Source organism: Actinopolyspora alba, assembly GCF_900112765.1.
GTDB lineage: Bacteria > Actinomycetota > Actinomycetes > Mycobacteriales > Pseudonocardiaceae > Actinopolyspora > Actinopolyspora alba.
On sequence record NZ_FOMZ01000010.1, the window covers coordinates 142,651 to 154,648 of the forward strand.

Consider the following 11,998-nt stretch of genomic DNA (forward strand, 5'->3'; position numbering starts at 1 on the left):
TCGCACCGCCGCGGGTTCTCTCGTGGTGCTCTCGCGAGGAAGGCCCGACGTGGCGTAGTACCTACTCGATGTCGGGCCTCCCCGGAGCGAGAGCCCGCGAGAGGTTCCGCCACGCAACCAGCTACGCAGAACGTGGCACCGACTCTCACTAATCCAGATCGTCGTGGCGCATCAGCTGCCTACCGGCCTCGGTCAACGACCCGGAAAGCGCCGGGTACACCGAGAAGGTGTTGGCCAGGTCCTCCACTGTGACCTGGTTCTGCACCGACAGCGCCAACGGCAGGATCAGCTCACTGGCGTTGGGGGCCACGACCACACCACCGACGACCACACCGGTCGCCGGACGGCAGAAGACCTTGAGGAAGCCGCGGCGCACCCCCTCCATCTTGGCGCGGGGGTTACCGGAGAGCGGCAGCACGACGCTTCGAGCGGGAACCTCGCCGGACTCGATCGCCTGCTGGCTGATCCCGACGGTCGCGATCTCGGGATGGGTGAAGACGTTGGCGGCCACCGTCTTGAGCTTGATCGGGGTAACCCCCTCGCCCAGCGCGTGCCACATCGCGATCCGCCCCTGCATCGCGGCCACCGAGGCCAACAGCAGCACGCCGGTGCAGTCCCCGGCCGCGTAGACGCCGGTCGCACTGGTTCGGGACACCCGGTCCACCGGGATGTAGCCTCCACGGTCCGGTTCGATACCGATGTGGTCCAGTCCGATGTCGGCGGTGTTGGGCACCGACCCCACGGTCATCAACGCATGGCTGGCCTCGATCCGACGCCCGTCGTTGAGGTGGATCAGCACCCCGGACTCGGTGCGGTCGATGCGATCGGCGCGGGCGTGCTTGACCACACTGGCTCCCCGCTCGGAGAACACCTCTTCCAGCACAGCGGCGGCATCGGCGTCCTCGTGCGGCAGCACCCGATCACGGCTGGAGACCAGCGTCACCTTCACGCCCATCTCGGCGTAGGCGGACGCGAACTCGACGCCGGTGACGCCGGAACCGACCACCGCGAGGTGCTCGGGGAGTTCGGGCAGGTCGTAGAGCTGTCGCCAGGTCAGGATGCGTTCGCCGTCGGGCTGGGCCCCCGGCAGCACGCGCGGTGTCGCACCGGTGGAGATCAGCACGGAGTCGGCGACGAGCTCCTCCTGCCCACCGTCGCTGAGGTCGACCCGAATACGGTGCTGCGCCAGCCCCGGTGTCTCGTCGACGAACCGCGCACGGCCACCCAGGATCCGGACGCCCTCCCGGTGGACCCGGGAACGGATGTCGGCCGACTGCGCCAGCGCGAGCCCCTTGACCCTGCCGTGCACCACGGCCGTGTCCACGTCCGCGGCACCTTCCTTGACCCGAATACCGAGTTCCTGCACATCACGGATGGAAGAGCGAGCGCCCCCGGAGGCTATGAAGGTCTTCGACGGCACGCAGTCGTAGAGCACACAGGCTCCGCCCAGCCCCTCGGCCTCGACCAGCGTGACGTCGGCCCCGTTCTGGGCGGCCACGAGGGCGGCCTCGTAGCCCGCGGGCCCGCCTCCCATGATTACGATGCGGGACACTTCGCTCTACCTCCTCGTAGGACTTTGTCACCCCGGGTTGGCCGGGGTACTTGCTCGGCGGAACCTCCCACCGGTTCTCGCTCCGGGAGGACCGACATCGAGTAGGCACGCTCACGGGACCGTGTTCTCGGCTCCGCGCCGCTCGCGTTCCGAACCGTCCTCCGGCACCACGCGACGGCCACGGCACTCGGGCGAACTCGCGGCCGTGCGGGACGGAATCGCCCTCGCCCGGAATTGGTAGAGACCATTTCGCACCCCTCGCCCCGGGCTCGCAACCGCCGGTCCAACGGTACGCCGCCACCCCGCTCGCACGGCCCACCGGTACCCGCCGGAACCCGCGTGTCACGCGAGCACACGAAGTAGCGAACCGAGCACGGTCAGCTGGAGGGGACAACGGATCGAGGCGTGGTTATCCTGTGAGCCGTGCCGCTATACGCCGCTTACGGATCCAACATGGATCCGACCCAGATGCTGCAACGCGCTCCTCACTCGCCCATGACGGGAACAGGCTGGTTGATGGACTGGCGGCTCACTTTCGGCGGTGAGGACGTGGGCTGGGAAGGGGCACTCGCGACGATCGTCGAGGAGCCGGAGGCGCAGGTTTTCACCGTGCTCTACGACGTCAGTTCCGAGGACGAGCAGGAACTCGACCGCTGGGAGGGCTCGGATCTGGGGCTGCACAAGAAACTGCGGCTACGGATCCACACCCTGGACGGTCCGACACTCGCCTGGCTGTACGTGCTCGACGCCTACGAGGGCGGTCTGCCCTCCGCGCGTTACCTGGGACTGATCGCCGAGGCCGCCGAGCGGGCCGGAGCGCCGAACGACTACGTGACCAAACTGCGCACCCTGCCCTGCAGCAACACCGGCCCGGCTCGCTGAGCCCTCCGTCCCTTCGGCGACCTCCTCAGCGAGGATCCGATCATCGACACGGCCGTCGACCGGGGGACAGGCCGCGAGCAGCGCCAGGGCACGGCGCGTACCGCGCCGGTCGGCCCTGATGGCGACGCGCCGCCGCACCAGCTCGACGAGCTGGCGCGCCGCGGCGGGCGTCATCGCCGAAAGCGTCCGCCGCAGGCACGCCGAGGCGAACGTCGCGTCACCCGCCGTGCACAGCACCTCGGTCAGCGCGACGTCGAGCACCTGGGTGCGCAGCCCGTCCAGTTCCACCACCTCGGACTCGCGGACCCGGCTCTGCCGGGCCACGAGTCCGCTTCCCCTCGGGGGCCGCCTGTCGTGGACAACGGTGAGGTACGTCGTGGTGGGAACGGGAGCACAGCCGTGCACCGCGAGCGCTGTCGGCCCCGACAGCACCGCCCCGGGCGCTCCCCACAACAGCGCGGCCAGGGCGCGGGTGCGCGGCCGGTGCAGCGACTCGGCAGGCACCAGCACTCCCGGCCACTGCGCGGCCAGCGTTCCACGGGACAACGCGGCGCTCAGTCGCCGCTGCCCGAACCGGGCGCGCAGCCGCCCCCGGGGCAACGCCCCGGCGGCACGCACGGCCGCGAGCAGTTCGGGATCGCACCGGTCTCGCGACAGGATTCGTTCCGTTCGTTCGCTCATACCGACAAGAGAGCCGAACGGCACGCGGTGATACATCCCGGACGGGTGATTTCGCAGGGAAACCCGGTACGACCCGGCAGCGAGCAGTGCGACGAGGAATCCGCTACGAGGATCCCGATCCGGCCTGCACAACGGACCGGAGAGCGACTACTCCACATCAAGGGTTCCGTGTGATCGCAGCAAGAACGAAGCCCTGTTCATCGCGCTCTACGCGAAAGAACTGCCGCGATCATCATCCAGCGCGCGCTCGGCGAAGGTGATCAGGTTCTGGCAGATGTGGCAATGCGACGGAACCTCCGTACTCACCATGTCGAGTTTGTAGAGCCAGAACGGCGGGAAACTCTCGCCAATCGGTTCGGTCTCGAACGCCGTCCGGGCCTCGGTGGTGAGGCGTTCGATCTCGAACAGGTACTCATCGGTCATCCGGTAGAACGCCTCGAAGCCGTGCTGGCGCACGTACTCGAAGTTGAAGCGCACCGACTCCAGCGCGATGGGGAACGGGTGCAAGCCGAAGTGAACACGCATGCTGTCGATGAGTTGATCCACATCGGCCGATCGCACCACCGCGTCCAGTTCCGCCCACCGACCGGACTCGCGATACGCCACGATCCGGTCGGCGAGCAGATTCCGGGCAGCGGCCAGGTTGCCCCGCTTCTCATCGAACAGGCGCAGGGTGGCGTCCCGCGCCTGATCGCTGCCGGTGTTGTGGACTTCCCGCACCGCCGCGACGAGATGAGTCACGAGCGCGCCGTCCTGCGACATGTACGTGCCGAACTCGTCCCAAGTCGGGGGGATACCGTGCTCTGCGATGCCGTTGAGGAACTGGGTACCGCTCAGGGGCATGGGAACCTACCTTCACTTTCCGGTAATCCTGATACCGCAACAGCTTAAATAGGAACCTATTTTTCAGCCCAGACTCCGATCGTGGGTCATACGCTCACAAACGAGTGTCACTCGGACGGAATGATCGCCCGTACGGACGAATCCAGCGCGTGCAACGTCGTCTGATGTTGCTCCCCGCTGGCCAGATCCCGCACGGTGACCAATTCGGATACCCAGTCGTCCGGACCGACTATGACCACCGCTCGCGCACCGGCCTTGTCGGCGCGCTGGATCTCTTTGCCGAGCTTGCGCGTATCCAGCGGCGTGGTGACCCGCAGGCCCGCGTCCCGCAGGACCCGAGCAGCGCGTCGCGCCGGATCGAACAACTGTTCCGCTGTGGGGATCACCACCACATCCACATCGGTGCGCGGCCGCGGCAGCAGGCCGTGGGTGTCGAGGAAGTCGATGATCGTGACGTCACCCATCCCGAACCCGAAGCCGGGGATCTCCTTGTTGCTGAACAGGCCCACCAGGTTGTCGTAGCGGCCACCACCGAACAGCGACCGGCGGTTACTCGGGTCGGTGTCGAACACCTCGAACACCGTGGAGGTGTAGTAGTCGAACCCGCGCACGATCAACGGATCGAACTCGATCAGCTCGGCCGCACTCGTGTCGAGCACCTGCATGAGTCGGGACTGGTTGCGCACCTCAACGGGAAGTTCCTCGATCGCGGCGCGACCGTCCTTGACGACCTCGGCCAGCCGGGCGAACTGTTCCTCCGACAGGCCGATCTCGGTAGCACTTTCGGCCAGCGTGTCGGCGCTGACCTTTTCCCAGCGGTCCAGCAGGTTCGCGGTCTCGCGCACCTTGTCGTGCGGAACGCCGACGATGTGGGTCAGCAGCGCGTCCAGCAGCACTCGGTCGCTGACCCTCAACCGCCACATGTCGGTACTCGCGCCCAGGCTGGCCATCATGTCGTGAATCAGTTCCAAAAACTCCACCTCCACCGCCGTGGAGGACGAGCCGAACAGGTCGACATTGATCTGCCAGTGCTCACGCACGCGCCCGCGCTGGGGGCGCTCATAGCGGTGACAGTTCGGGTGGCTGTACCAGCGCACCGGGAAGGTCAGCGAACCCGCGTTGCCCGCGATCATGCGCGCCACCGAAGGAGTCATCTCCGGGCGCAGCGCGAGCCGTCGCCCACCGTGATCGGTCAGCGTGTAGAGCTGCTGATTGACGATCTCCTGGCTGGACTTGGACTCGTAAATCTCGACCGGCTCCAACTGTGGACCGTCGTAGCGCTGGTAGCCGTAACGTTCGAGTACCTCGTAGAGCCGATGGAACACCTGAGTGCGCACCGACATCTCGTCGGGCAGGAAGTCGCGGGTTCCACGGTAGGGCTCGGTGGACAGGTACTCGCTCACGGTGATCCTTCGGGCGACTCGATGACTACGGGTCCGCACTAAGCGTAACGGTCGCCTCCAACAGCACGGTGCGTCAGGTGAGCTTGCTCAACCCGTCCAGAACCTCTCGCAGCAGTTCAGGCGCGGGCGGAGCCCACTGGGACGACCACTCACTACTCTGCGACCCGGCCACGTCCGCGCCCGGACGGAAATGGTTACGGGGTCGGAAGGTCCGGGTTCAGGTCACCACTCATAGCCAGCATGTAGCCACGCGGTTCGGGCATGAGTCGTCCTCGAAATGGAACCGGCCCACCGCCGAAGGTCGGCGCAGCGACGGTAGGCCGGGCTCTGGTCGATCTGGTTCGTGTAGACGTCACGAGCCGGACAAGCACGTGAGACGCGCACACGCGGCGCATCGCTGTCCGCCGTCGTGGTGCATCACGAACGCCAGCGGCAGCACTTCGCCACACTCACTGATCAGGCACTCCACCGGATCGGTCTCCTCGGAGACGTGGCGATCAGCGGAAGGGACGCAGCCGCCCTCGGCGCGAAATCCGTGACTGAACCCATCCAGGCCGGATTGTCGCCACTCGCGCTCACTCCTCGTGTTTCGTCGCACTCTCGACACCTGCTCCAATCGGGATACGGATCGCCGGGCATGAGCCAACCCACGCAGCCACAGACGGTGAGCACGACCGAGCGACTCTCGTAGTCGCCGACGATCGGATCACTTGGCACCTCGTGCCACACGCGCTCGCCGCGCAACCCAATGGCGAACAACGGCCCCGCCATGTCGATCTCGGTCGACAGCTCGATCACCTCGGCCGACGTCTCGGCGACCTTCAGCGGCGCATCGAGCAGGCACAGCTCGCACGGCATACCCGCCAACCCGCTGACACTCTTCAGCCACGAGTAATGCGCGGTGAATCCGCAATACGCCTTGCGCATGCCATCCGGCGAGTCCTGCTCAGCAGCGAAGATGTGCACCATCTGAGCGCCGGGTGCCTGACGCTCGTGCAGGCGCGCCAAGATCACGCTCATCGAGCCCCCCGTCTCTCAGCGACCATCCCTGCTACTCCTCCGGCCACCGGAGGTATGACCTGTCCGCCGCTGTCCGGGTGTTGGGCGGGCAGGTGTCCATGCGCGGGTCGCGCCTCGGGGTAGCGCACCCACATAGCGCGGGTCGTTCGCCGCGCACGGCGAACAGCCCGCCAAGTGCGCATGGACTCAAGGTCGTAGATCACAACTGCCCAAGGCAGGAGCGCGGAAAAGATGATGACTCCGAACATCACGATCTGCACAGCACTCACCGGCCCCACGTGTCACGGCCGACGTCGATTACCAGCCACACCGCTACGACGATCGCGACCAGGAGCAACACCGGGTAACCGATCAACACTGCTCCAGCAGAAGCATTAAAGTGCATCTCCAATGTAGCCTCACTAAAGTAGGTTTCCTTTATAGGATTCTAAATCTGCAATCCTACTTTGTGAATACTCCTAAAGGGTGATCGTCGAACCGCAAGTGCGGTGATCGATAATGTGCCCGGCAGAAACTCGGCACCCCTGGAGGACACGGATGGCCACACCCACGGTCAGGCGGTTGCAGCTCGGCAACGAACTACGCCACGCCCGTCAGGCGGCAGGCCTCGAACAGGCGGATGCCGCACGCATCCTCGACTGCGCAACCACGAAGATCAGCCGCTTGGAGCTGGGCCAATCCGGTATCACCAAGGGCGATCTGCTGTTGCTACTCGATGAGTACGGTGACACGCAGGAACACAAGGACTGGTTGCTCGAATTGGCACGCACCCGGAGCGCACGCGGCAGATGGGGTGGTTACCGGTCTGTCTTCCCCGAGTGGTTCCGGCAGTACGTGGACCTGGAGACCGACGCCAGCGACATACGTCAGGTTCGTGGCGAAATCATGCCGGGTATCCTGCAGACAGAGGCATACATCCGAGCGTTGGAGACGTCCTCGCCACGAGCCGATGACAGCAATGTGGACGCGGCGGTGTCCGCCAGACTGGAGCGGCAGTCGATCCTCACCCGGTCGACCCCACCCTCGGCATCCTTCGTACTCTCCGAGTCGTGTCTACGTCGGCAGATCGGCGATCGTGGGGTCATGCGACAGCAGCTTGACTATCTGTACGACCTGGCGTTGGAAGACAACATCCACATGCAGGTCATACCTTTCGACGCTCAGACGTACGCGGGAGCGATCAGCTACGACTTCACGATCCTGACAATCCCCTCACCTGGTACCACACCCGACCTGGACTTCGTCTACGTCGAATCGTTCGACGATGCGAGATACCTGGACAGCAAGGAAGCCGTGAGCGACTACGTTAGTTTGTGGAACCGACTGCAAGCCGCCGCAGTGGGCCCCAGGGAATCCTTGGAACTGATCCGCTCAGTGGCCGAGCAGTCGTATGCCCCCGAGACATAAGCGAAAGGTCCCACACCGTGCACAAGCCTGACTTGCAGGGCGCTCACTGGTTCAAGAGCAGTCGCAGCCAAACACAGGATGCCTGTGTGGAAGCAGCACTCGTGCCCGGCTTCGCCGGTGTACGCGACACGAAGAACCCCGACGGCGGCACGCTCGTGTTCGGCATCGGCCAATGGGCATCGTTCCTGGGTGCGATCAAGCGAGAGAACAACGGTCTCACCTGAGCCTGCTCGAACGGGAACGGCCCGCTTCCGGCATTCCCCACGCGTAAACCGAAAGCGGGCCGTTTTGCCCAGGGAAAGCTCGTCGACGCAAGGAAAACGATACTCCAGGACAGAAATCAGGGACGAAGCACCATCCGCACAGGAGACAGTGGAAGGTGGATTTCCCTACTCCCGCAACGCGGTCAACGCGGTGTGGACCATCGTCCGGACTCCCACCAGCAGCGCGCGCTCGTCCAGCACGAAGTTCGGTTGATGCAGGTCGTTGGCCGGCATCCCCTCACCCGCCACCCCGAGTCGGGCGAACGAGCCGGGCACGTGCTCCAGGTACCACCCGAAGTCCTCACCGCCGGAGGACTGCGGTGTACCGCTCTGCGCCTGTTCCCCCAGCGCCTCACCGATGGCCGCTCGCATCAGCCGGGTGCTCTCCGCGTCGTTGACCACCGGCGGCACACCGCGCCGGTGCTGCAGGTCGTAACCGACCCCGAGCGGGGCCAGCAGCCCCTGGACCAGCTCCTGCACCAGCGGACCGAGCTCGGCCCAGGTGTCACGGTCGGCGGTGCGCAGCGTGCCGCGCAGGGTCCCCTCCTGCGGGATGGCGTTGGGTGCCTCCCCGGAACGCACCGCGCCCCAGGCGAGCACGGTCCCGGTACGCGGATCCACCCTGCGCGAGAGCAGCGTCGGCAACCCGGTTATCAACGTCCCCAACGCGTGCACCAGGTCGGCGGTCAGATGTGGCCGGGAAGTGTGACCACCCGGCGAGGTCAACCGCACCTCCACCGGATCACTGGCCGAGGTGAGGGCTCCGATACGAGTCCCGACCGTGCCCACCGGCAACCGCGGGTCGCAGTGCAGCCCGAAGATCCGGTCGACACCGTCGAGCCCACCCGCGGCGAGCACGTCCAGCGCGCCACCGGGCATGACCTCCTCGGCGGGCTGGAAGATCAACCGCACTCGACCGGGCAGCGTTCCGGGAGCCGAGGCCAGCGCCATCGCGGTCCCCAACAGCACGGCGGTGTGCGCGTCGTGGCCGCAGCAGTGCGCCGCTCCCTCGGTGTTGGAGGCGAACGGCAGACCGGTGGATTCGGTGAGCGGTAGCGCGTCGATGTCGGCACGCAGCGCGACCGTGCGGGCGACGTGGGTCTCCTGCCCGATGTCACAGATCAACCCGGTCCCGACCGGCAGTCTGCGGGGGCGGAGACCGAGCGATTCGAGCTGCTCGGCCAGCAGCCTCGTGGTGCGGTGCTCGGCGCGCGAGAGCTCGGGGTTGGAGTGCAGCTCCCTGCGCCAGGCCACGACGAGATCGGAGTTGTCGGCCATCCACTCGTCCAGCCAGGCGGGCCCGCGCCCTTGTCCCGGATCCGCAACCCCGGATCGCACGGGACCGATGGTCTCGCCCGTGACGCGTTCCGGCCCGCTGGAGACGACCGCGGTCGTGGATTCCGCCCGGAAGGACCTGTCACCGGGGTCACCGGGTGCCCGCGCGGCGTCCTCCTCGGCGAGTGGGTCTGCGGGTGGATGGTCGACCACGGAGTTGCCACCGTGGGTGTTGGGACCTAGCGAATTCAACGCGGTCACGTCACGCCTCCCGACGCGAGGAATCGGTTCGACAACCGTCGAAACCCGGAAGCGGTTCGATTGCGGACGGCGGCCAGCAAGCGCTCTCGCTGGTCCCCGTCGAGAGCGGCAGCCGCCGCGGTGCGGGCGAGGGCGGCGGCACCGTCGAGGACGGCCCGGTCGGCCGAGGGTGAAGCGCACGCCGCCGCGAACTCCGCCTGGTGATTGACCGCATCCCCGCACTCCAGGGCGATCATCGGATGCACGGCCGGTACCCGAAGGCTCACGTTGCCCATGTCGGTACTGCCGATCACGCCCTCGCGTTCGGCCGCACGCGCGACCGGATCACGGCCGAGGTCGACCACGGCGCGGCGGTACGCATCGGCGAGCCACTCGTCGGAGGACAGCTGGGTGTAGACGGGCGAGACACGCACCACTTCCGTGGAACAGCCGGTGGCGGTTCCCCCCGCCTCGAAACAGGCGCGTATCCGGTCCTCCAACCGGGCCAACGACTCGGGATCGGCCGCTCGCAGGTTGTACTCGGCCGCGGCCCGCTCGGGCACGATGTTCGGCGCGGCCCCTCCGGAGGTCACTATGCCGTGCACCATCTGACCGGCTTCCAGATGCTGCCGCAGCAGACCGACGGCCACCTGGGTCACCGTGAGCGCGTCCGCGGCGTTGACCCCCAGTTCCGGAGCCGCGGCCGCGTGCGCCGCACGTCCGGTGTAGCTGACTCGCAGATCGGTGATGGCCAGCGAACGCGGCGCACACACCTCCGCCGGACTGGGGTGGATCATCAGAGCGACCGCCAGCGGATCGAACAGCCCCGCCTCCAGCATCGTGATCTTGCCACCACCGATCTCCTCGGCGGGTGTGCCGAGCACACGCACGGTGATTCCGAGTCGTTCGGCTGCCTCGGCCAGCGTCAACGCGGCCCCGACGGCGGCGGCCGCGATGATGTTGTGCCCGCAGGCGTGGCCGACCTCGGGCAGCGCGTCGTACTCGGCACAAAGCCCGACGACGAACTCCCCGGAGCCGTAATCGGCGGTGAAAGCGGTGTCGAGCCCGGCCACCGGTCGCTGGACGCGAAAACCGTGCGCGGCGAGTGTTCCGGAGACGGTCTCGGCGGCACGGTGCTCGGCGAAACTGACCTCCGGGTCGGCGTGGAGACCGTGTGACAGCCCCAGCAGCTCGGCTCGGTACTCGTCCACCGCGGCGCGCCACGCCGAAGCGAGGCCCGGGTCACCCGTCGACGGTTCCGGCCCGGCGGAACCGAGCGGCTCCCTCGCCGGACGAACCGTGTCGTGACCACTGTTGTGCGGGGATTCGGTACTCATTTGCGACCCATAGTGCAGGATACGAGCACTCGTGGCCGCCTCGGACTCGCCTCGGATAGCTCACCGGTCGCTTCGGCGCGCCGAACGGGCGAAGGAGTTCAGGGGGACCGAAGACCGGACGAAGCCGCCACACGGCCACCGGTGAACGAGCGGCGCCATCGGGCGAATGCGCGCTGTGGGCCGGGGGTGTCGGGTGGATCGGCACCGGTCGGGGGGCTTCCCGGCGCCGACCCACTTCTCCGGGCGAGTGCCCGAAGTCGAGAGGCGAATTCCGACAACGTCACAGTGTCGTCGGTTCGCCACGCGATCCGTCGACTGTGAAACTCCCACAGGATTTCGCTCAGGTCTAGTCCAAGTGACGGAAAATTCACGCAAAACAGACCGTGAGTTCTGTTAAGCGGGGGTTCAGCTGCGTTTGCGCCACCGAACCATGAGTGACTGCTTGCCGCGCTTGCGACGGAGCAACAGCACCCCGACGACGAGAACGACACCGAGCGCGCCGATCACGGTTCTGCTGTCCTGCCCGCCCCCGGATTCCTCGGAGGGCGAGTTCCCCTCCGACTGCGCCACCGTGTGACCGTCCTCACGCGACGCGACGCCGCGCGCTGCGCGGCTCGGGCTCTCGGAAGCGGCGGACTCGGCCACCACCGGACGAGCTTGGGATTCGGCGGCCACCGCGACTCCGGACTGCCCCGCGAGGAGGATCGCGAAGCCGAACAGCAACGAGCGGAACAGGAGCACCGGCGCCGAGCGGCGTCGCGTGGCTTCGGTCACACGATCGCCTGCTCTCGTGGGTCGCTTTCGGACAGCACACGCAACAGACAACCGAACCTCCAACCGTGGCCACTCTTAAGTGTGACCATTGCACCATATTGGGCACCATGAGTGACTTTTCAGCGAAAAATCCCCCAGATCGGAGCAGAACGACCACCAACGGTCACTCGAACGCGTAAGTCTCGAACGCGCAGCCGAGACGGAAGCCGACCGGACGGCGAAACCACCCCTGTGACCACCGCCACACGGTTCCCGGGCACGTCGGTCGGCTCGCTGCCGTCCGAGCGCCGTCAATTTCTCGCGAAATCGCCGCGCCGGCGC

The 11,998-nt window shown here is 66.7% G+C and carries 10 protein-coding genes; 3 read left to right on the forward strand and 7 right to left on the reverse strand.

The annotated features are described in order from the left end of the window. Positions 1–148: 148 nt before the first annotated feature. Positions 149–1,552, reverse strand: coding sequence for an NAD(P)H-quinone dehydrogenase (locus BM150_RS16425; protein ID WP_092928162.1), 1,404 nt, complete (start codon positions 1,550–1,552; stop codon positions 149–151). Positions 1,553–1,975: 423 nt separating this feature from the next. On the opposite strand from BM150_RS16425, the gene BM150_RS16430 reads away from it, so the two are divergent. Beyond that, positions 1,976–2,434, forward strand: a complete 459-nt coding sequence (locus BM150_RS16430) for a gamma-glutamylcyclotransferase family protein (protein ID WP_092928163.1) — start codon at positions 1,976–1,978, stop codon at positions 2,432–2,434. 888 nt (positions 2,435–3,322) lie between these two features. Here the strand turns inward: BM150_RS16430 and BM150_RS16440 are convergent. The 3 genes from BM150_RS16440 to BM150_RS16450 all read right to left on the reverse strand — a co-directional run bounded on the left by BM150_RS16440 (position 3,323) and on the right by BM150_RS16450 (position 6,381). Beyond that, positions 3,323–3,958, reverse strand: coding sequence for a hypothetical protein (locus BM150_RS16440; RefSeq protein WP_092928165.1), 636 nt, complete (start codon positions 3,956–3,958; stop codon positions 3,323–3,325). 107 nt (positions 3,959–4,065) lie between these two features. Continuing rightward, entirely contained in the window at positions 4,066–5,361 is a 1,296-nt protein-coding gene (gene hisS, locus BM150_RS16445) for a histidine--tRNA ligase (RefSeq protein ID WP_092928166.1), read from the reverse strand. A 456-nt stretch (positions 5,362–5,817) separates the two neighbouring features. Then, positions 5,818–6,381: a hypothetical protein gene (locus tag BM150_RS16450; protein WP_092928167.1), complete on the reverse strand. Its 564-nt coding sequence runs from the start codon at positions 6,379–6,381 to the stop codon at positions 5,818–5,820. Positions 6,382–6,918: 537 nt separating this feature from the next. Between BM150_RS16450 and BM150_RS16455 the strand changes: the two genes are divergently transcribed. Further along, complete coding sequence (locus tag BM150_RS16455; protein WP_092928168.1) at positions 6,919–7,788, forward strand: helix-turn-helix domain-containing protein; 870 nt, start codon at positions 6,919–6,921, stop codon at positions 7,786–7,788. Positions 7,789–7,805: 17 nt separating this feature from the next. Then, positions 7,806–8,012 (forward strand): DUF397 domain-containing protein, encoded by a 207-nt coding sequence (locus tag BM150_RS16460; protein ID WP_092928169.1) that lies wholly within the window; start codon positions 7,806–7,808, stop codon positions 8,010–8,012. Between the two features lie 165 nt (positions 8,013–8,177). On the opposite strand, the gene BM150_RS16465 is transcribed toward BM150_RS16460, so the two are convergent. The 3 genes from BM150_RS16465 to BM150_RS16475 all read right to left on the reverse strand — a co-directional run bounded on the left by BM150_RS16465 (position 8,178) and on the right by BM150_RS16475 (position 11,677). Further along, positions 8,178–9,539 (reverse strand): M20 family metallopeptidase, encoded by a 1,362-nt coding sequence (locus BM150_RS16465; protein ID WP_425427427.1) that lies wholly within the window; start codon positions 9,537–9,539, stop codon positions 8,178–8,180. 44 nt (positions 9,540–9,583) lie between these two features. After that, positions 9,584–10,903: an amidohydrolase gene (locus BM150_RS16470; protein WP_092928170.1), complete on the reverse strand. Its 1,320-nt coding sequence runs from the start codon at positions 10,901–10,903 to the stop codon at positions 9,584–9,586. A gap of 405 nt (positions 10,904–11,308) precedes the next feature. Beyond that, positions 11,309–11,677, reverse strand: coding sequence for a hypothetical protein (locus BM150_RS16475; protein ID WP_092928171.1), 369 nt, complete (start codon positions 11,675–11,677; stop codon positions 11,309–11,311). Between the last annotated feature and the right edge of the window lie 321 nt (positions 11,678–11,998).